Here is a 19,997-nt window from a genome sequence, read left to right as displayed (position 1 = left end):
ACCGACCGCGGGTCGTGGCGGCCAGGACTGATCCGGGCGGGGAGGGGTAGGTGCCGCCATGGTCGGCACCGGTCGGAACGGGGCGGACGGGGATGCACCGACCCGGCCCGACGACTCCGCCCGGGCCGGCCTGGCGGGGGTCGCCGCCAGGGTTCGGGCTCGTTCGGCCGCCGTCCTGCGCGAACGGTCGCGCCGGCTGCGCGCCACCTGGGGGCTCGCCGTGCAGGCCGGCCTCGCCGCGGCGCTGTCCTGGGTGGTGGTGCACGACGTGCTGCACGTCTCTCAGCCGGTGTTCGCGCCGATCTCGGCGGTGTCGACTCTCGCCGCGTCGGTGGGTCAACGCCTGCGCCGTACGGTCGAGTTGATCATCGGCGTCACCGTCGGGGTGCTCACCGGTGACCTGCTGCTCGTCGTGATCGGCACCGGGTGGTGGCAGCTCGCCCTGATCGTGGTGCTGGCGATCGTCGTCGCGTTGTTCCTCTCCGGCAGTGCGGCGGTGGTCATCCAGGCCGGGGCGACCGCGGTGCTCATCGCCACGCTCACCCCATCCGTGCGTGATCTGGAGATCCCTCGGTTCGTGGACGCGCTCGTGGGGGGAGCGGTGGCTTTGCTGGTCACCGCCGTGCTGCTGCCGCTGAACCCGCTCCGGGTGCTCAACCGGGCCGCCCGTCCGGCGCTGGACCTGCTCAGCGCCCAGCTCGACGCCACCGCCGGCGCGCTGGCCGAGCGCCAGGTCGCTCCGGCGCGTACCGCCCTGGTCGAGCTGCGGCAGAACAAGGACGAACTGAAGGCCCTCGTCGAGGCGACGCAGGGCGCGCGGGAGGCCAGCATCCTGTCGCCGGTGCACTGGCACCAGCGGCACGGGCCGGTGGGCCGGTACGCGCAGGCGGTGGAACCGATCGACCGGGCGATGCGCAACAGCGGGACGTTGATCCGCCGGGCGGTGACCCTGATCGAGGACGGCGAGCCGATTCCGGAGCCCATGCCGACGGCGGTCGCGGGCCTGGCCGAGGCGGTCCGCCTGTTGAAGCGGCAGTTCGCCGCCGGCGACGAACCCAGGCGGGCGAGGGATCAGGCGCTACGGGCGGTCTGCGCCGCGGGTGACGCCTACCGGGAGGGGGTCGGTTTCTCCGGCGCGGTCGTCGTCGCGCAGGTCCGCACGACCGTCAGCGACCTGTTGGTGGCCAGCGGGCTGAGCCAGGAGGACGCGAACCACCTGGTCCGGCGCGCGTTCGGCGAGTTGACGTCTCCCATCGAGGGTCGCAGGGGTTGACCAGGGCGTACGACCACTCGTCCGCATACTGACACCACCCTGAGCCAGAGGTATTGCGCTCTGAGCCAAAGTGGTGCCATGATGGCGTCATGGATCTGAGGCCGTACGTCGAGAACCTGCGTAACGAGTTCGCCGTGGCAGCGGAGGGCGTCGACCCGGACAGTCGAGCGCTGGCCCAGCGGCTCTACACCCAACTGGAGGCGGCGACCCGCCTCATGCTGCTCGACGCGCTGTCCGACGCGGCCGACGAGATCACCCGGGAGCTCGCGCCCGGGTCGGTGCACGTCCGGCTGCGGGGGCGCGAACCGGACTTCGTGGTGACGCTGGCCAGCCCGCCGACCGACGGGGGCGGCGAGGAGGCCGGCCCGCCAGCGCCGCCGCCGCCGGTGCTCGCACCCGGAGGCGACGAGGGTGGCACGTCGCGGATCAACCTCCGGCTCCCCGACCAGTTGAAGGCCAGCGTCGAGGAGGCCGCCGGACGGGCGGGCCTGTCGGTCAACGCCTGGCTCGTGCGGGCGGTCGCCGGCGCCGTCGGGGCGGGCGAGCCGGATCGTCGCCCGCCGCGCCGGGTGGAGCCACGCTCCGGCCAGCACTTCACCGGCTGGGCGCGCTGACCCCGTACTCCGTTTCCTTTCCCCACCGCTGACCTGCAGCGATGTGCGCTGCCCACCTTCCGGGAGACCGCCATGCCTGTTTTCGATACGCCAGAGCCCATCTCCGTCCGGATCGAGCTGCCGGTGGGGGACGCCTGGATCAGCGCGACCGACCGTGCCGACACCGTCGTGGAGGTGCGGCCCCGTAACCCGTCGGACAAGGCCGACGTGAGCGCCGCGGAGCAGACCACCGTCGAGTACGCCGGCGGGCAACTGCTGATCAGGGCGCCGAAGAGTTGGCGTCGCTACGGCTTCGGCACCGGGCCGTCGGTCGATGTCCTGATCGAGCTGCCGACCGGATCCCGTGTGCGCGCCGAGTCGTCCTGGGCCGCGTTCCGCTGCGAGGGGCAGCTCGGTGAGTGCCACTTCAAGACCGGCGGCGCGATCCGGCTCGACCAGACCGGACCGTTGGACGTCGACAACAGCCACGGTGAGGTCGCCGTGGAACGCGTGGCCGGCCCCGCCCGGGTGAAGGCGTCCTCCGGCAAGGTGCGGCTCGGCGATGTCGACGGCACCACCGAGATCAAGAACTCCTCCGGCGACTGCTGGGTCGGCCGCAGCAGCGGCGACGTCCGGGTCAACTCCGCCTACGGCGACATCACCGTCGACGAGGCTCTCGCCTCGGTGACGGCACGGACGGCGTACGGCAACGTCCGGCTGGGCGCGGTCGTGCGGGGGTCGATCGAGCTGCAGACGTCCTACGGGGCCGTCGAGGTCGGCGTACGCCGGGGGACCGCCGCCTGGCTCGACGTCAGCTCCCGCTACGGCCGGGTGCACAACGCGCTCGAAACGACCGACGGCCCGGCGCAGACCGACGACACGGTCGAGGTCCGGGCCGGCACCTCCTACGGCGACATCACGATCCGCCGCGCGTGACGGACCGCGCGCGGCGACAACCCTGTACCCGAATTGAGGAGACCATGGCCAGCCCTTCCCGACCCGCGATAGTCGCGACCGGCCTGCGCAAGTCGTACGGCGACAAGGTCGTGCTCGACGGCATCGATCTGGAGATCGCCGAAGGGTCGATCTTCGCCCTGCTGGGCCCGAACGGCGCCGGCAAGACCACCACCGTGCAGATCCTGTCCACGCTGATCGGTGCTGACGGCGGCGAAGCCCGCGTCGGCGGCCACGACCTGACCCGGGAACCCGACGCGGTACGCGAGCTGATCGGCGTCACCGGCCAGTTCTCGGCCGTCGACAACCTGCTCACCGGCCGGGAGAACCTGAGCCTGATGGCCGACCTGCGCCACCTCGGCGGGGCGGCCGGCCGGCGACGCGTCGTCGAACTGCTGGAGCAGTTCAGCCTGGCGGAGGCGGCGGACAAGCCGGTGGCGACGTACTCCGGGGGGATGCGCCGGCGGCTCGACCTGGCGATGACCCTGGTCGGGGAGCCGCGTGTCATCTTCCTCGACGAGCCGACGACGGGCCTCGACCCGCGTAGCCGCCGCGCGATGTGGCAGATCATCCGCGACCTCGTCGCCGGTGGCGTCACCATCCTGCTGACCACCCAGTATCTGGAGGAGGCCGACCAGCTCGCCGACCGGGTCGCGTTCCTCGACCACGGCCGCCTGATCGCCGAGGGCAGCCCGCACGAGTTGAAGCGGCTCATCCCCGGTGGTCATGTCGTCCTGCAGTTCGCCGACCACGAGGGGCTCGACTCGGCCGCCCGGCTGCTCGTGGCGGCCACCCGCGACGACGCGGCGCTCACCCTGCAGATCCCGAGCGACGGCGGGGTCGGCTCGCTGCGGTCCCTGCTCGACCAGCTCGACCGCGCCTCGATCGGCGTCGCCGGTCTCACCGTGCACGGCCCCGACCTCGACGACGTCTTCCTCACCCTTACCGGCCGACCCGACAACGAAAGGGCCATGGCGCGATGAGCACCCTCACCCTCGCTGCCCGCGACTCGAGCACGATGCTGCGGCGCAACCTCCTGCACATGCGGCGCTATCCGTCGATGACGCTCCTGCTCATCGGCATGCCGGTCATCTTCCTGCTGCTCTTCGTCTACGTCTTCGGTGGCACGCTCGGCGCCGGCCTCGGGCCGACCGGCGACCGGGCCCAGTACGCCAACTACGTCACCCCCGGCATCCTGCTCATCACCGTGGCCAGCGCGGCGCAGGGCACCGCCATCTCGGTTGCCATGGACATGACCGAGGGCATCATCGCCCGGTTCCGCACCATGGCGATCTTCCGGCCGTCGGTCCTCACCGGCCACGTGCTGGGCAGCCTGCTCCAGACGCTGCTCAGTCTCGCGGTCGTGACCGGTGTGGCACTGCTCGTCGGCTTCCGGCCGACCGCCAATCCGGTCGAGTGGCTCGCTGCGATCGGCGTCCTCGCGATGATCACCTTTGCGCTCACCTGGCTGTCGGTCGCGCTCGGGCTGGTCAGCAAGAGTGTCGAGACGGCCAGCAACCTGCCCATGCCGCTGGTGCTGCTGCCGTTCCTCGGCAGCGGGTTCGTCCCCACCGACTCGATGCCGACGGCGGTGCGGCTGTTCGCCGACTACCAGCCCTTCACGCCCGTGATGGAAACCCTCCGGGGTCTGCTGCTCGGCACCGGCATCGGCAGCAACGGGTTCCTCGCGGTCGCGTGGTGCGCCGTCATCACCGTGCTCTGCTTCTTCTGGGCCAGGGCGCTGTACAACCGCAATCCCGCACGCTGAACGCAGGTGCTCGCTGCGATCCACCGCGATGACGACGACGGCCCGGCTGGCAAGCCGGGCCGTCGTCCGTTTCCGTAGCTGTGCCCGTGGTCGCTCTGAGGACCGTTGTCGTACGGCCCTCGGGAGTGGTGACGACCTCGCCGGGAAACGCTTTGTTATCGATAACAATCGAATCCTGCTCTGGTGTCCCGCGTTTTGTCTGGCAGCAGTGGTCGGTCGACCAGATCGACGCGGGATCGAATCCGGTGGTCCCCGGTCACCGGGCGGGACCCGGAGGACCGCACCGGATGACGGCACGGGCGCCAGCCGTGGCAGACGGCCGGCACCGGCTTCCGTCCCGGACAAGTGGGGCACTGGCGGTCCGAAGCGACGGCGGACCGGCGTGGGTGGCCGAGCTGGCCCTGCGTCGCGGAAGCGCCGGCAGCCTGCGCTTTCGGATGGCCGCTGCAATTGACGGTCTTCCACGACCCACCCATTCACGAGCCTGAGTGTCTGTCTGCGTGATCGGTCGAATATCCTGCGTGCCGGGTGTGGATGTTATCGCTGACATTGCCTCTCGCCGGTGAATGGTCGTGATCGGACGGTCCCGCTGAACGGCCCGCCCGGGGTGGTCCGGATGTGGCACCGGGTTGTGCACCTGTCGCACCTCGTCGGCGCACCGTCGGACGATCCAGGGTGCCGTTACGGAGCTGTTGCGATCAGATGTCTTGACGGGTTTAGATGTGAGCGTTAACACTGTCACCGTTAACGGTGGAGGTGAGCATGAACCGTGTGGACGGAGCTGGCGAACGCTACGTCGTCGGCGTCGACTTCGGCACCCTGTCCGGCCGTGCCCTGGTGGTGCGGGTCAGTGATGGTGCCGAGATGGGGACGGCGGTGCGCGAGTACCGCGACGGGGTCATCAGCACGGAGCTTCCGGAGGGTCGACCGCTGCCGCCGGACTGGGCTCTGCAGAATCCGGAGGACTACCGTGACGTGCTGCGGTACGCCGTCCGGGCGGCCGTGTCCGCCGCAGGGATCGACCCGGCGGCGGTAGTCGGCATCGGCATCGACTTCACCGCCTGCACGGTGCTGCCGACGTTCGCCGACGGCACCCCGCTGTGCGAGGCGCCCGAGCTGCGCGACCGTCCGCACTCCTGGGTCAAGTTGTGGAAGCACCACGCCGCCCAGCCGCACGCCGACCGGATCAACGCGCTGGCCCACGAGCGCGCGGAGCCGTGGATCGGCCGGTACGGCGGCAAGATCTCCGCCGAGTGGCAGTTCGCCAAGGGCCTGCAGATGCTGGAGGAGGATCCCGAGGTCTACCACCGGGCGGAGCGCTTCGTCGAAGCCGCGGACTGGATCGTCTGGCAGCTCAGCGGCACCGAGACCCGGAACGTCTGCACGGCCGGCTACAAGGGCATCCGGCAGGATGGCCAGTACCCGTCGGCGGAGTTCCTGACCGCGCTCAACACGGACTTCGGCGACTTCGTGGCCAAACTGGACGGCCCGCTGCTGCCCCTCGGCGCCCGTGCCGGCACGCTCACCGCCCAGGCCGCGGCCTGGACCGGCCTGCCGGCGGGGATCGCGGTCGCCGCCGGCAACGTCGACGCACACGTCACGGCGGCCTCCGCGCAGGCCGTGCGGCCCGGTCGGCTCGTCGCGATCATGGGCACCTCCACCTGCCACGTGGTCAACGGCGCCCACCTCGCGGAGGTGGCCGGGATGTGCGGTGTCGTCGACGGCGGCATCAGCCCTGGCGCATGGGGTTACGAGGCCGGGCAGAGCGGGGTGGGTGACATCTTCGGCTGGTTCGTCGACCACGCGGCCCCCGCCGGCGTCGCCTCGCACGAACGCCTCACCGAGCTGGCCGCCAGCCAGCCGGTCGGCGCGCACGGCCTGATCGCGCTGGACTGGTGGAACGGCAACCGCTCACTGCTGGTCAATCACGACCTCAGCGGGCTCGTCGTCGGGATGACGCTGGCCACCCGACCACAGGACATCTACCGGGCGCTGCTGGAGTCCACGGCGTACGGGACACGGATGATCATCGAGGCGTTCGTCGACGCCGGAGTGGCGGTCGACGACCTGGTGATCGCCGGTGGTCTGACCTCGAACGAACTGTTGATGCAGATCTACGCCGACGTGACCAACCGTCCGCTGAACATCATCGGCTCCGCACAGGGCCCCGCGCTCGGGTCGGCCATCCACGCGGCGGTGGCCGCCGGTGAGTACCCCTCGATCCACGAAGCGTCGCAGGCGATGGGGCGGGTGCACGAGGCCGTCTACCGACCGGACCCCGACCGGGCGCGCGCCTACGACGCCCTCTACGCCGAGTACCGCGCCCTGCACGACCACTTCGGGCGCGGGGGCAACGACGTCATGCTCCGCCTGCGAGCGATCCGCAACGCGGCGGTCGGGACCGCCGCGGCCCCACTGGAGGTGGTCGCGTGAACGCCGAGCTGGACCGACAGATCGGTGAACTGCGGGAGACGGTCGCCCGCCTGCACGCCGAGCTGACCCGGTACCGCCTGGTCGCCTGGACGGCCGGCAACGTCTCCGCGCGGGTCCCCGGCCGGGACCTCATGGTGATCAAGCCGAGCGGCGTGGGCTACGACGAACTCACGGCGGACACCATGGTGGTGTGTGACCTCGACGGCGTCCTCGTCGACGGGGATCTCGCCCCGTCCAGCGACACCGCCGCCCACGCCTACGTCTACCGCGCCATGCCCGAGGTCGGTGGGGTCGTCCACACGCACAGCTCGTACGCCACCGCCTGGGCCGCCCGTGGGGAGGCGATCCCCTGCCACCTCACCGCACAGGCCGACGAGTTCGGCGGGGAGATCCCCGTCGGCCCGTTCGCCCTGATCGGCGGCGACGACATCGGCAAGGGCATCGTCGCCACACTCGCCGGGCACCGCTCGCCGGCGGTGCTGATGCGCAACCACGGCGTGTTCACCATCGGCCGCGACGCCCGCGCGGCGGTCAAGGCGGCGGTCATGTGCGAGGACGTGGCGCGTACCGCACACCTGGCCCGCGCGGTCGGGCAGCCGGTGCCGATCGCGCAGGCCGACGTCGACGCGCTCTACCACCGCTACCAGAACGTCTACGGCCAACAACCAGTCTCACCGGCGGCGTCCTGACCGTCGGGATTCGCCGGTGCGCACCAACGAGGTACAGCACGCACCACCCGCGTACGCCGCTTTCCGAACCTCTGCGGTCGGCGCGGTCACCCACCACACCGAGCCAAGGAGATCCGATGGGAAAGATGCGAACGCACTCCGCCCGGTGGCGTGCCGGCGCGGTCATCGCCAGTGCGCTGCTCGTCGGCAGCATGGCGGCCTGCGGCAACAGTGACACCGGCGGCGGATCCACCGACGACGGCAAGCTCACCCTGGGCTTCTCGCAGGTCGGCGCGGAGAGCGGTTGGCGTACCGCGAACACCACCTCGATCAAGGAGGCCGCCGCCGCGGCGGGGATCGAGCTGAAGTTCGACGACGCGCAGCAGAAGCAGGAAAACCAGATCAAGGCGATCCGCAACTACATCCAGCAGAAGGTCGACGTGATCGCCTTCTCGCCGGTGGTGGAGTCCGGGTGGGACACCGTGCTCAAGGAGGCCAAGGACGCCGACATCCCGGTCATCCTGACCGACCGCTCGGTCGACTCGGCCGACAAGTCCCTGTACAAGACGTTCCTCGGCTCGGACTTCGTCAAGGAGGGCCGGCTCGCCGGTGAGTGGCTGGTCGAGCAGAAGAAGACCGCCTCGGGCCCGGTGAACATCGTGGAGTTGCAGGGCAACACGGGCGCGGCGCCGGCGAACGACCGCAAGAAGGGCTTCGGCGAGGCGATTGCCGCCAACCCGAACCTCAAGATCATCGCTTCCCAGCCGGGCGACTTCACCCGGGCCGGCGGCAAGGCGGTCATGGAGCAGTTCCTCAAGGCCAACCCGAAGATCGACGTGCTGTTCGCGCACAACGACGACATGGGTCTGGGCGCGCTCGAGGCGATCACCGCCGCTGGCAAGGTGCCCGGCAAGGACATCACCATCATCACCGTCGACGCTGTCAAGGACGGCATGCAGGCTCTCGCCGACGGGAAGTTCAACTTCATCGCGGAGTGCAGCCCGCTGCTCGGCCCGCAGCTGATGGACCTGGCGAAGAAGGTCCACGCGGGCGAGGAGGTGCCTGCTCGGATCGAGACCGAGGAGACCACCTTCACCCAGGAGCAGGCCAAGGAGGCGCTGCCCAACCGCAAGTACTGATCGACGCCGGGGTCGCCGCGCTCGCGTGGCGGCCCCGCCGCGTCGCCCCCTACCCGCAACGGACCGGGCCTGGCCCGCGACCACCCGGAGCAGGCCCGCCCGATCGACCCGCAGGGACGACCGGGCGGGCGCACGGGAGCGTAGCGGCCTTCCGTGTCGACGACCCAGAAGAGGTCTGATGGGATGACGGATAGCCGTCCGGTCCTGACCATGACCGGGATCAGCAAGTCCTTCCCCGGGGTGCGCGCACTCCACAACGTCAACGTCCGGCTCTTTCCCGGCGAGGTGCACGCCCTGATGGGCGAGAACGGCGCCGGCAAGTCGACCCTCATCAAGGTGCTCACCGGCGTCTACGACACCGACGAGGGCACGATCACCCTCGATGGCGATCCGGTGTCCTTCAGCGGGCCGATGCAGGCGACCGCCGCCGGGGTGAGCACCGTCTTCCAGGAGGTCAACCTCTGCACCAACCTCTCGGTGGCGGAGAACATCTTCATCGGCCGCGAGCCCCGGCTCCTCGGCGCCGTCCGCTGGGGTGAGGTTCGCCGCCGTGCCCGGGCCCTGCTGGCCCGCCTCGATCTCGACCTCGACGTCAGCGCGCCGCTCGGCTCGTACTCCCTGGCGATCCAGCAGATGGTCGCCATCGCCCGCGCCATCGACATCAAGGCCCGGGTGCTGATCCTGGACGAGCCGACGTCCAGCCTCGACGCCGGCGAGGTGGCGCAGCTGTTCCGCATCATGCGGCAACTGCGCGGCGAGGGCATCGCGATCCTCTTCGTCACCCACTTCCTCGACCAGGTCTACGAGATCGCCGACCGCATCACGGTGTTGCGCAACGGTGGGCTCGTCGGCGAGTACCTGACCGCCGAGCTGCCCCAGCTCTCCCTGGTCGAGAAGATGATCGGCAAGGAACTCGACGTCCTCGAAGGCATCGAGGAGCACTCCCGACGGGACCTGACCGCGCTGGAGGAGGGCACCCCCCTGGTGGCGGTGTCGAACTTCGGCCGGGCGGGCGCGGTGGAGCCGTTCAGCCTCACCATCCACGCCGGCGAGGTGGTGGGCCTGGCCGGCCTGCTGGGCTCCGGGCGTACCGAGGTGGCGCGCTTGCTGTTCGGGGCAGACCGGCCCGACGGCGGTCAGGTCGTGGTCGACGGCACGGCGAGCGGTCTGCGCACCCCCGCCCAGGCCATCGACCACGGCGTCGGCTTCTGCTCGGAGAACCGCCGCGCGGAGGGCATCGTCGCCGACCTGTCGGTCCGCGAGAACATGATCCTCGCCATGCAGGCGGCCCGCGGCTGGCTGCGGCCCATCCCGCGCCGTCGCCAGGACGAATTGGTCGACAGGTACGTCAAGGCACTCAACATCCGGCCCGCGGACCCGGAGGTGCCGGTCCGCAACCTCTCCGGCGGCAACCAGCAGAAGGTGCTCCTGGCACGGTGGCTGATCACCGAGCCGCGACTGTTGATCCTCGACGAACCGACCCGGGGCATCGACATCGGCGCGAAGACCGAGATCCAGAAGCTCGTGACCCAGTTGTCCGACGGCGGCATGGCGGTGCTGTTCATCTCCGCCGAGCTGGAGGAGGTGCTGCGCCTCAGCCACAAGGTGGCCGTCATGCGGGATCGACAGATGGTCGCGCAGCTCGCCAACGACGACAGCCTGGACGCCGACCGCATCATGCAGACGATCGCCACCGGGTCCCACCGGGAGGAGGCAGACCGATGAACGCCACCATGGGCCGCTACCGGGCGGTGACCGGCCACCGGCTGTTCTGGCCCGCCGCCGTGCTGGTCGTCATGCTCGCCGCGAACACGATCTACCGGCCCGGGTTCCTGTCGATCGAGCTGAAGGACGGGCACCTGTACGGCTCGCCGATCGACATCCTGCGGCTGAGCGCGCCGCTGATCCTCGTCGCACTGGGCATGACCCTGGTCATCTCGACCGGCGGCATCGACCTGTCCGTCGGTTCGGTGTGCGCGATCAGTGGCGCGATCGCCTGCATGTACATCAGCAAGCAGTCCGACCAGAACAGCCTTGCCGTGGTGCTGACCGCCCTCGCGATGGCGTTGGGGGTCGCGCTCGTGCTCGGCGCGTGGAACGGGGTGCTGGTGGCCGTGATCGGGATCCAACCGATCATCGCCACCCTGATCCTGATGGTCGCCGGCCGGGGTCTCGCCCAGCTGATCACCCAGGGTCAGATCATCACCATCAACTCCGAGCCGTTCCGGGCGATCGGGCTGGGCCACCTGTTGACCCTGCCGCTGGCCATCTTCATCGCCCTCGCCGCGGCCCTGCTCGTCGCCGCGTTCACCCGGCGCACCGCGCTCGGGATGATCGTCGAGTCGGTGGGCGGCAACGCCGAGGCGAGCCGGCTGGCCGGCATCCGCTCCGGCCGGGTCATCTTCCTCGCGTACGTGCTCAGCGCCGTCTGCGCCGCGGTCGCCGGATTCATGATGACGGCCAACGTCTCCAGTGCCGACGGCAACGCCGTCGGCCTCTGGGTGGAGCTGGACGCCATCCTCGCGGTCGTCATCGGCGGTACGTCCCTCGCCGGCGGCCGGTTCTTCCTCAGCGGCACGATCATCGGCGCGCTGATCATCCAGACCCTGACCACCACGGTGTACGCCATGGACATCTCACCGCAGACCTCGCTGCTGTTCAAGGCGGTCGTGGTCATCGCCGTCTGTCTCATCCAGGCGCCGGCCTTCCGGGCCCGGTTCGCCCGCCGCAGGCGCGGCGCTCCGAAGCCAGACACCATCGCCGACAAGCCGAAGGAGCAGGTGCCGGCATGACCACTGGATCGCTCACCGCTGGTCGTGCCCGGTTCCGGCTGCCGAGGCGGCAGATTCCGGTCCTGGCCACGCTCGCCCTGCTGCTGGTGATGTACGGCATCGGCGTGTCCCAGTACACGGCGTTCTCCAACGTGCAGGTGATCTTCAACGTCTTCATCGACAACAGCTTCCTGCTCGTGGTCGCGGTCGGGATGACCTTCGTGATCCTCACCGGCGGCATCGACCTGTCGGTCGGGTCCGTCGTCGCCATGACGGCGATGGTGTCGGCCTGGCTGCTCCAGGAGGGTCTGCCGGCCGCGCTGGTGCTCGTCATCGCCCTGCTCATCGGTCCGACGCTCGGCCTCCTGATGGGCTGCGCCATCCACTTCTTCGAGATCCAGCCGTTCATCGTGACGCTCGCCGGGATGTTCTTCGCCCGGGGGATGTGCACGTTCATCTCCGGCTCGTCCATCCCGATCACCGACGGGTTCTGGACCAGGATGTCGCAGGAGCGGATCGGTGACCCGCGGGGCAACTTCGTCTCGGTCAGCGTGCTGATCGCCTTCGTCGTGGTCGCCGTCGCCGCGTACACGCTGGCCTACACCCGGCTGGGGCGCAACGTGTACGCCATCGGCGGCAACTCCCAGTCGGCCCTGCTGATGGGTCTGCCGGTGGGACGGACCCGGATCGCCGTCTACACGATCAGCGGTCTGTGCTCCGCGATCGGCGGGATCCTGCTGTCCTTCTACACCCTCTCCGGTGCGCCGTTGATCGCCGTCGGCATGGAGCTGGACGTCATCGCCGCCGTCGTCATCGGTGGCACCGTGCTCACCGGCGGCTCGGGGTACGTCTTCGGCACGGTGCTCGGCGTCCTCGTCCTGGGCGTGATCCAGACCCTCATCACGTTCGACGGCAGCCTCAACTCCTGGTGGACCAAGATCGTGATCGGGGGCCTGCTCTTCGCGTTCATCCTGCTCCAGCGCCTCATCGGAATCCGTTACAAGTGACCGCCCCACTCGCGGAAGGCAACCCCATGGCACCACACAGCGCACCCGAGATCTGGTTCCTCACCGGCAGTCAAGGCATGTACGGCGAGGACACTCTCCGGCAGGTCGTCGAGCAGTCCCGCGTGATCGCGGCCGCGCTCGACGACTCACCGCAGATTCCCGCCCGGGTGGTCTGGAAGCCGGTCCTGACCAACAGCGGTGAGATCCTTCAGGTCTGTCGGGAGGCCGCAGCACAGGGCGCCGTCGGGGTCATCGCGTGGATGCACACCTTCTCCCCGGCGAAGATGTGGATCGCCGGGCTGGACGCGCTCCAGACGCCGCTGCTGCACCTGCACACCCAGGCCAACGTCCTGCTGCCGTGGGGCGACATCGACATGGACTTCATGAACCTGAACCAGGCCGCTCACGGCGACCGCGAGTTCGGGTACATCCAGACCCGCCTCGGTGTGGCCCGCAAGACGGTGGCCGGGCACGTCAGCGACCCGCGGGTGGTCGCCCGCGTCGGGGCGTGGGCCCGCGCCGCGCTCGGCTGGTCGGCGATGCGGTCACTGCGCCTGGCCCGGTTCGGCGACAACATGCGCGACGTCGCGGTGACCGAGGGCGACAAGGTCGAGGCAGAGCTGCGGTTCGGGGTGTCGGTCAACACCTACGGGGTCAACGACCTGGTCGAGGTGGTCGGTGAGGTCACCGACGCGCAGGTGGACGAGCTGGTCAAGGAGTACGACGACAGCTACCGCATCGTCGGTGAGCTTCTTGCCGGAGGCGAGCGGCACGAGTCGTTGCGGTACGCCGCCCGCCTGGAACTCGGCATGCGGGCCTTCCTGGACGCTGGCGGATTCCGGGCCTTCACCACGAACTTCGAGGATCTCGGCGGCCTCCGTCAGCTACCCGGCATCGCCGTGCAGCGGTTGATGGCCGACGGCTACGGATTCGGCGGCGAGGGCGACTGGAAGACCTCGGTACTGGTCCACACGCTCAAGGCGATGGCGGTGGGCGTCGAGGGCGGGACCTCCTTCATGGAGGACTACACCTACGACCTCACTCCGGGCAACGAGCTGGTCCTCGGCGCTCACATGCTCGAGGTCTGCCCGACGATCGCCGCCGACAAGCCGACCGTCGAGATCCATCCGTTGAGCATCGGCGGCCGCGAGGACCCGGTGCGGTTGGTGTTCGACGCCGCCCCGGGTCCGGCGGTGGTGCTCGGCATGGCCGACATGGGGGACCGCTTCCGGTTGGTGGCCAACGAGGTCGACGTCGTGTCGCCGCCGCACCCGCTGCGGAAGCTGCCGGTGGCACGGGCCGTGTGGCGGCCCCGCCCGCACCTGGCCGGTTCGGCGGAGGCATGGATCACCGCTGGCGCGCCCCACCACACCGTGCTGTCCCAGGCGGTCGGAGTGGAGGAACTGCACGACCTGGCCGAGATGACCCGCACCGAGCTGGTCGTCATCGACGCCGACACCCACCCGCGCCGCTTCGCGGACGAGATCCGGTGGAATCAGGCGTACTACCGGCTCGCCCGGGGGTTCTGAGCCCGCACGGACCCGACGGGAGCAGCCGGTCGGCCAGTTGGTCGACCGGCTGCTCCCGTGACGGGCAGGCCCGGGTGGTTCAGACGAGGCGCCACCGCTGGTCGGCGGCCCCGCTGTCGTTGCCGAGGACAACGTGCGCGCCCTGGCTGCCGGAGCCACCGCTGACACCGAGGACCCGGCCCCCGTTGGCGCACTGGATGCGGAAGTAACCGCTGCCGCCGTACCGCAGCCGCCACCGGTGGTCGCTCGCGCCGTTGTCGGCCCACTGCACGATCCGGGTGCCGGCGGCGCTGGCGCCGCCCTCGACCCCGAGCACCTTGCCGCTGTGGGAGTTGCGCAGCCGCAGGTATCCGGCGGTGTCGACGATCGCGGTCCACAGGTGGTCGGCGGTGCCGCTGTCGCCCCACTGGATCACGAGGCCGCCGTCGGCGGTCGACATGTCCTGCACGCCGAGCACGAGGCCGCTGGCGAGGTTCTGGATCCGGCGCGCGCCGTTGGGGACGAACCGCCACTGGTTGTCCAGGCTGCCGTTGTCCGGGTCCTGCACCGCCTGGGCGCCCTGGCCGGTGGCGCCGCCGGCGATGGCCAGCAGCTTGCCGCTGTGCACGTTGCGCAGCTTGTGCGTGCCGTCGCCCACGTCCACGGGCGTCCAGTTGTGGTCGGCGGTGCCGTTGTCGGCCCACTGGAGGATGCGGGCGTCGTCGGCGGTGGACATGTTCTCCACCCCGAGCACCTTGCCGCTGTTGACGTTGCGTAGGCGGATCGCCGACCCGTCGACCAGGATCTGCCAGTCGTGGTCGGCGGTGCCGGTGTCGCCCCACTGGAGGGCGAGCCCGCCGTCCGCCGTGGACATGTTCTGGATGCCGAGGACGAGGCCGCTGGCCGCGTTGACCAGGCGGAAACTCGCGTCGTTGCCGCCACCGCCCGCGGCGGTGCTCCAGTAGACCGTGTAGTTGTGCCCGTGTGCGTCGTAGAACGGCCCGAGATTGACCGGGGCGCCGTTGGCGAGGGCGGTGAACGCGAGGGCGTTGCTGCCCGTCCGCGTGATCGAGCCCGTGTCCAGTGCCGGTGGTCCGCTCAACGTGGTGGTGCCGTAGTTGCCGGAGAGCACCACCGGTCCGTACGTGATCGCCTGCACCGAGGCGTTGTCGTTGGCGGCCGCCAGGACGACCCGCATCGGCAACCGGACCGTGACCACGTCCCCGGAGGCCCAGGATCGGGTGAGGCTGGCGTAGCTGCCCGGTGTCGTGGCGATGGTCTGTGCTGCGCCGTTGACGCTGACGGTGGCACCGCTCGTCCACCCGGGGATCCGGATACGCATCGTCCACGATCCGCCGACCGAGCCGCTGACGGTCAGGGTGGTGGTGTCGCCGACCGGGTACGAGGTGGCCTGGGTGACCGTGATCCCGCGCTGCGACCAGGTGAGCACCGACGGCATGAACAGGTTCACGGTCAGGGTCGTGCCGTTGTGGAAGTAGATGGAGTCCAGCAGCGTGGTGTTGGTCTCCACACCGGTGCCCTGGCAGCACCAGAACGAGTTGTAGTCGGTGCTCCAGGTGCCGCCGCCCCACGCCGGGCCGACGCCGCGGCGGCCGCCCGGGTTCAGTGGCGTGAAGTAGGTGACGTGCCCGTGGCTGTCGGCCGGGTTCTGCTGGCCGATCATGTGGTTGAGCAGCGCGCGCTCGTAGAAGTCGAAGTAGGCGGCCCGGTCCGGGTCGAGCAACCACAGCTCCCGGGTCAGCTTCAGCATGTTGTACGTGTTGCACGCCTCGCAGGTGTCCGAGCGGAGGTACGCGGCGATGGCGTTGGGCGCCCGGAAATGCTCGGCCTGACTGTTACCGCCGATCACGTAGCTGTGGGCGTTGACGGTGATGTTCCAGGCGTTGCTGGCGATGTCGCGGTACCGGGTGGTGCCGGTGGCCTTGAACTCCCGGGCCGCGCCGATCCACTTGGGCACCTGGGTGTTCGCGTGCAGCCCGTTGAGCTGGTCGGAGTTGGCGGCGAGCGGATTGAACACGGCGGCGTGGTCGAAGCGCTGGGCGGCGGTGAGCCAGCGGGCGGCGCCGGTCTGCTGGTACAGGTCGGTCAGGACGGCGTTCATGCCGCCGAACTCGGTGCCCAGCATGGCCTGCATCTGGGCGGTGGTGAGCCGGCCGGTGCGCCAGTCCACCCAGCCGGCCAGCGCCAGCAGCACGTCGCGGGCCTGGGTGTTGCCGATGAGGCGCCAGACGTCGAGCAGCCCGGCGAGTGTCTTGTGGATGCAGTAGTACGGCACGTTGCCGTTGTTCAGCGTCCGTGCCTCCAGGGCGGTGAAGTCGGACTCGGGGAAGCCGGACAGGTAGCCGGTGTTGAAGCCGGCGGCGGCGTTGTTGGCCTGGCACCTGGCCAACTCCGCCACCATCTGGTTGGCCTTGTCCCGGCACGTGGTGTCGCCCAGTACCGCCCAGGCGTTGGCCCACGCGGTCAGGAGATGCCCCTGCATGTGGGTGCGGAACGGGAACGTGGGGGCGTCCCAGCCGCCGGTCGGTGCCGCACCGGCCGTGGAGAGCCGGTGGTTGGCGCGGAAGTTGTAGAGCAGCCGGTTGACGTCGACGAAGCGCAGGTAGTTCAGCGTGCGGTTCTGGTTGTCCTGCCAGCGGCTGGCGGTCAGCCGGATCTGGCCCGGTTCGAAGGTGTACGCGGAGACGCCGATGTCGGAGCGGACGGGGGGAAGCGCGGCACTGGCGGCATCGACACCGGCAGTGGAACCGACGGTGGTGGCGACGGCCGCCGCGCCGGCGGACTGCAGGAGGAATCGACGACTGACGAGGGGAGAGGACATCAGTGCCTCCGTGCGGGGGATGAGGTGGTGGTGGGGCTGCGGGCGCGGTGATACCGCCAGTGGGGTCGTCTGTGGGGCGTGTTGTGCGCCCGTCCGAGCGGGCGGCGGTGCTCCGGGTCTCGTGCACCAATCCGGCCGTGATTCGTTACGTTAGCGTTAACAGAGGTAGGCGTCAATCGATGGAAGTAGGCGTCCAGGTCCGGTCCCCGCACGTCGGCTTCGTTTCCTGGCATAACCCCGTCTGCTCGCTGTACTGCCCGTTTCCGCAATTCCCGGCGTATCAGGCACCGTGATTGCGGTATAGGCTGTTAGCGATCACACCGAATCGCGACAAGTGGTACCGACGACTGGCGGCAATGGCGGTTCGTGGCGTCAGGTCGTGGCCTGCCACCGTCCGGCGCTTCCGCCCGTTGCGAGGGCGGGGCACCGGCCGCGTCCCGTGCCGTGGTGTGGGCGGTGGCTGGCGTAGACTGTCGGCGATTCAGCGCTGGTCACCGGGTTTCAGCGCCGGCGTGGCGGCTGAGCGAGGGGTCGCGTCCGGCCGCTCCGGTCGACATCGACGGGCGCGGGTCGGAGATGCAGGGCGGGGGGAGCGAGATGGCCGTGCACGGTCCCGCGATGACGGACGTTGCTCGTCTCGCCGGTGTCTCCCATCAGACGGTGTCGCGGGTGCTCAACGGGCACCCCAATGTCCGTGAGCAGACCCGGCTGCGGGTGCGGGCGGCGATCGCCGAGCTCGGCTACCGGCCCAACGGTGCGGCCCGCGCGCTGGTCACCGGTCGATCGCAGGTCATCGGCGTGGTCGCACAGAACACGACCCTCTACGGTCCGGCCTCGCTGCTGGCCGCGTTGGAGCAGACGGCCGCCGAGGAGGGCTTCGCGGTCAGCGTGGGCAGTGTGCGCGACCTCGACCACCGCTCCATCTCGGCCGCTGTCGAGCGGCACCTGGCGCACCGTGTCGCCGGCATCGTCGTCATCGCGCCGGTCGAGTCCGCCGGTGAGGCGCTGGAACGACTGCCCAAGGATGTCCCGCTGGTCACGGTCGACGGTGATCCGCACCGGCCGGTGCCGCTGGTGACGGTCGACCAGGCCGCCGGCGCCCGTGCGGCGACCCAACACCTGCTCGACGCCGGGCACCGCACCGTCTGGCACGTGTCGGGGCCCTCCGACTGGTTCGACAGCGTCGGTCGTATCGAGGGCTGGCGGGAGGCGCTGCTGGCTGCCGGCGTCGAGCCACCGCCGTTGATGCCGGGGGACTGGTCGGCGGCGTCGGGTTACCGGTGCGGGCAGATGCTGGCGCGGATGCCGGAGGTCACGGCCATCTTCACCGCCAACGACCATCTGGCACTGGGCGTGCTGCGAGCACTGCACGAGTTCGGCCGACGGGTGCCGGCCGAGATCAGCGTGGTGGGCTTCGACGACGTGCCGGAAGCGGCGTACTTCATACCGCCGTTGACGACCGTCCGGCCGGACTTCGACGCGGTGGCGCGGGCGAGCCTCCAGATGCTGCTGGCCCAGATCGAGTCGGGTGTCGGCGGAGCGATGCGACAGACCGTCGCCCCCACCCTGGTCGCCCGCGACAGCGTCGCCCCGCCGCGCCACTGACCAGGGCGGCCACCCACGGCGCTGCCTGACGTCCTGACGAGCAACAACGGCACCGCCGGCCGCGTGGCGCGGATCGGGCCTCCGGGGACCGCCCTTGTCGGGATGCTTCCGTTACGAGACCGTGACGCCGGTATTTCGGATCAAGTGTTGACGTGCACTATGTGAGCGCTAACACTACCCGAAAGGTGACGGTTGGCCCCGGCGGTCGGCCGCGAGTCCAGAGAGGAGAGTCCCGTGGGCAGGAGATTCCTGGTCGCTCTCGGTGGCGCGGTGTTGGCGCTGAGCCTGGCGGCGTGCAGCGGCGAGGGTGCGGGCGGCGGCGGTGACACCAGCGGGGACAAGCCCGGAGACCTGACCATCGGTGTCTCGATGCCGACCCAGACCTCCGAGCGGTGGATCGCCGACGGCAACGCCGTCAAGCAGAAGCTGGAGGCGAAGGGCTACAAGGTCGACCTCCAGTACGCGGGCGACGACATTCCCACCCAGTCGCAGCAGGTCGACCAGATGATCACCCAGGGCGCCGACGTCCTGGTCATCGCGGCGATCGACGGCACGGCGCTCAGCGGCCAGTTGCAGGCCGCCGCCGACGCGAAGATCCCGGTCATCGCGTACGACCGGCTGATCCGTGGCAGCAAGAACGTCGACTTCTACGTCAGCTTCGACAACTACAAGGTCGGCGTCGCCCAGGCCACCGGGCTGCTCGTCGGTCTCGGCCTGCAGAACAAGGACGGCTCGAAGGGTACGGCGAAGGGGCCGTTCAACGTCGAACTCTTCGCCGGCTCCCTCGACGACAACAACACCCAGTACTTCTTCGGCGGGGCCATGGACACGCTGAAGCCGTTCTTCGACAACGGCACGCTGCGGGTCAAGTCGCGCCAGACCACCGCCGAGCAGACGGCCATCCTGCGGTGGCAGCAGGAGACCGCGCAGAAGCGGATGGAGGACCTGCTCACCTCCAGCTACAACGACGGCGCCCGGGTCGACGGCGTGCTGTCGCCGTACGACGGCATCTCCCGGGGCATCATCACCGCCCTGCAGAACGCCGGCTACGGCAGCGCGGGCAAGAAGATCCCCGTGGTGACCGGTCAGGACGCCGAGATCGCCTCGATCAAGCTGATCAACGACGGTGTGCAGAGTTCCACGGTCTTCAAGGACACCCGTCTGCTGGCCGACCAGGCCGTGAACGCCGCCGAGGCGTTCCTGCAGGACAAGCAGCCGCAGGCCAACGACACGCAGACGTACAACAACGGCGTCAAGGTCGTGCCGGCGTACCTGCTGCCGATCGCGACGGTCTACAAGGACGACATCAAGGCCACGCTGATCGACTCCGGCTACTGGACGGCGGAAGAGGTCGCCGCCGGTCAGGCCAAGAAGTAAGCCGTCCGCCGGGCTCGGCGTCCATCGCCGAGCCCGGCGCCCTGGCGTACCGCGTCCGT

The 19,997-nt window shown here is 69.9% G+C and carries 15 protein-coding genes; 14 read left to right on the top strand and 1 reads right to left on the bottom strand.

Features of this window, described 5'->3' with window-relative positions:
- Positions 1-58: 58 nt before the first annotated feature.
- The 12 genes from ACTWLT_RS03665 to araA all read left to right on the top strand — a co-directional run bounded on the left by ACTWLT_RS03665 (position 59) and on the right by araA (position 14,135).
- Positions 59-1,273 carry an FUSC family protein gene (locus ACTWLT_RS03665; RefSeq protein WP_445317130.1) on the top strand — a complete coding sequence of 405 codons (1,215 nt, stop codon included), beginning with the start codon at positions 59-61 and terminating at the stop codon, positions 1,271-1,273.
- A gap of 89 nt (positions 1,274-1,362) precedes the next feature.
- Entirely contained in the window at positions 1,363-1,887 is a 525-nt protein-coding gene (locus tag ACTWLT_RS03660; protein ID WP_445317129.1) for a hypothetical protein, read from the top strand.
- A gap of 72 nt (positions 1,888-1,959) precedes the next feature.
- On the top strand, positions 1,960-2,802 hold the full coding sequence (locus ACTWLT_RS03655) for a DUF4097 family beta strand repeat-containing protein (RefSeq protein ID WP_445317128.1): 843 nt from the start codon (positions 1,960-1,962) through the stop codon (positions 2,800-2,802).
- Between the two features lie 44 nt (positions 2,803-2,846).
- Positions 2,847-3,803 carry an ATP-binding cassette domain-containing protein gene (locus ACTWLT_RS03650; protein WP_445317127.1) on the top strand — a complete coding sequence of 319 codons (957 nt, stop codon included), beginning with the start codon at positions 2,847-2,849 and terminating at the stop codon, positions 3,801-3,803.
- The gene (locus ACTWLT_RS03645; RefSeq protein ID WP_252419454.1) at positions 3,800-4,588 is read left to right on the top strand and encodes an ABC transporter permease; all 789 of its coding nucleotides are present in this window, start codon (positions 3,800-3,802) and stop codon (positions 4,586-4,588) included. Before ACTWLT_RS03650 ends, ACTWLT_RS03645 begins: the two co-directional genes overlap by 4 nt.
- Positions 4,589-5,350: 762 nt before the next feature.
- Positions 5,351-7,021 (top strand): ribulokinase, encoded by a 1,671-nt coding sequence (gene araB, locus ACTWLT_RS03640; protein WP_445317126.1) that lies wholly within the window; start codon positions 5,351-5,353, stop codon positions 7,019-7,021.
- A complete protein-coding gene (locus ACTWLT_RS03635; protein ID WP_445317125.1) occupies positions 7,018-7,710 on the top strand; it encodes an L-ribulose-5-phosphate 4-epimerase in 693 nt (230 codons plus the stop codon). Before araB ends, ACTWLT_RS03635 begins: the two co-directional genes overlap by 4 nt.
- A gap of 116 nt (positions 7,711-7,826) precedes the next feature.
- Positions 7,827-8,828, top strand: a complete 1,002-nt coding sequence (locus ACTWLT_RS03630; protein ID WP_445317124.1) for an ABC transporter substrate-binding protein — start codon at positions 7,827-7,829, stop codon at positions 8,826-8,828.
- Positions 8,829-9,011: 183 nt separating this feature from the next.
- Positions 9,012-10,553, top strand: a complete 1,542-nt coding sequence (locus ACTWLT_RS03625) for a sugar ABC transporter ATP-binding protein (protein WP_445317123.1) — start codon at positions 9,012-9,014, stop codon at positions 10,551-10,553.
- Positions 10,550-11,620, top strand: a complete 1,071-nt coding sequence (locus ACTWLT_RS03620) for an ABC transporter permease (RefSeq protein WP_445317122.1) — start codon at positions 10,550-10,552, stop codon at positions 11,618-11,620. Before ACTWLT_RS03625 ends, ACTWLT_RS03620 begins: the two co-directional genes overlap by 4 nt.
- Positions 11,617-12,606, top strand: coding sequence for a galactofuranose ABC transporter, permease protein YjfF (gene yjfF / locus ACTWLT_RS03615; protein ID WP_252419460.1), 990 nt, complete (start codon positions 11,617-11,619; stop codon positions 12,604-12,606). The genes ACTWLT_RS03620 and yjfF overlap by 4 nt, the downstream gene beginning before the upstream one ends.
- Before the next feature lie 26 nt (positions 12,607-12,632).
- Positions 12,633-14,135, top strand: a complete 1,503-nt coding sequence (araA, locus tag ACTWLT_RS03610) for an L-arabinose isomerase (protein WP_445317121.1) — start codon at positions 12,633-12,635, stop codon at positions 14,133-14,135.
- A gap of 79 nt (positions 14,136-14,214) precedes the next feature.
- Here araA and ACTWLT_RS03605 read toward each other — a convergent pair whose 3' ends face one another.
- Positions 14,215-16,956, bottom strand: coding sequence for a beta-L-arabinofuranosidase domain-containing protein (locus tag ACTWLT_RS03605; protein ID WP_445317120.1), 2,742 nt, complete (start codon positions 16,954-16,956; stop codon positions 14,215-14,217).
- A 618-nt stretch (positions 16,957-17,574) separates the two neighbouring features.
- Between ACTWLT_RS03605 and ACTWLT_RS03600 the strand changes: the two genes are divergently transcribed.
- Together ACTWLT_RS03600 and chvE are read left to right on the top strand one after the other, a co-directional pair.
- Positions 17,575-18,561 carry a LacI family DNA-binding transcriptional regulator gene (locus ACTWLT_RS03600; protein ID WP_252419463.1) on the top strand — a complete coding sequence of 329 codons (987 nt, stop codon included), beginning with the start codon at positions 17,575-17,577 and terminating at the stop codon, positions 18,559-18,561.
- A 234-nt stretch (positions 18,562-18,795) separates the two neighbouring features.
- On the top strand, positions 18,796-19,938 hold the full coding sequence (gene chvE / locus ACTWLT_RS03595) for a multiple monosaccharide ABC transporter substrate-binding protein (protein WP_252419464.1): 1,143 nt from the start codon (positions 18,796-18,798) through the stop codon (positions 19,936-19,938).
- Positions 19,939-19,997: the final 59 nt, after the last annotated feature.

The organism is Micromonospora yongxingensis (assembly GCF_052601155.1).
The sequence above is the reverse complement of the archived record's forward strand: the minus strand, read 5'-3'. Positions and strand labels throughout refer to the sequence as shown.

Coding starts and splice junctions, on each gene's coding strand:
- ACTWLT_RS03665 (WP_445317130.1), top strand. CDS start 59: ATGGTCGGCACCGGTCGGAACGGGGCGGACGGGGATGCACCGACCCGG.
- ACTWLT_RS03660 (WP_445317129.1), top strand. CDS start 1,363: ATGGATCTGAGGCCGTACGTCGAGAACCTGCGTAACGAGTTCGCCGTG.
- ACTWLT_RS03655 (WP_445317128.1), top strand. CDS start 1,960: ATGCCTGTTTTCGATACGCCAGAGCCCATCTCCGTCCGGATCGAGCTG.
- ACTWLT_RS03650 (WP_445317127.1), top strand. CDS start 2,847: ATGGCCAGCCCTTCCCGACCCGCGATAGTCGCGACCGGCCTGCGCAAG.
- ACTWLT_RS03645 (WP_252419454.1), top strand. CDS start 3,800: ATGAGCACCCTCACCCTCGCTGCCCGCGACTCGAGCACGATGCTGCGG.
- araB (WP_445317126.1), top strand. CDS start 5,351: ATGAACCGTGTGGACGGAGCTGGCGAACGCTACGTCGTCGGCGTCGAC.
- ACTWLT_RS03630 (WP_445317124.1), top strand. CDS start 7,827: ATGGGAAAGATGCGAACGCACTCCGCCCGGTGGCGTGCCGGCGCGGTC.
- ACTWLT_RS03625 (WP_445317123.1), top strand. CDS start 9,012: ATGACGGATAGCCGTCCGGTCCTGACCATGACCGGGATCAGCAAGTCC.
- ACTWLT_RS03620 (WP_445317122.1), top strand. CDS start 10,550: ATGAACGCCACCATGGGCCGCTACCGGGCGGTGACCGGCCACCGGCTG.
- yjfF (WP_252419460.1), top strand. CDS start 11,617: ATGACCACTGGATCGCTCACCGCTGGTCGTGCCCGGTTCCGGCTGCCG.
- araA (WP_445317121.1), top strand. CDS start 12,633: ATGGCACCACACAGCGCACCCGAGATCTGGTTCCTCACCGGCAGTCAA.
- ACTWLT_RS03605 (WP_445317120.1), bottom strand. CDS start 16,956: ATGTCCTCTCCCCTCGTCAGTCGTCGATTCCTCCTGCAGTCCGCCGGC.
- ACTWLT_RS03600 (WP_252419463.1), top strand. CDS start 17,575: ATGACGGACGTTGCTCGTCTCGCCGGTGTCTCCCATCAGACGGTGTCG.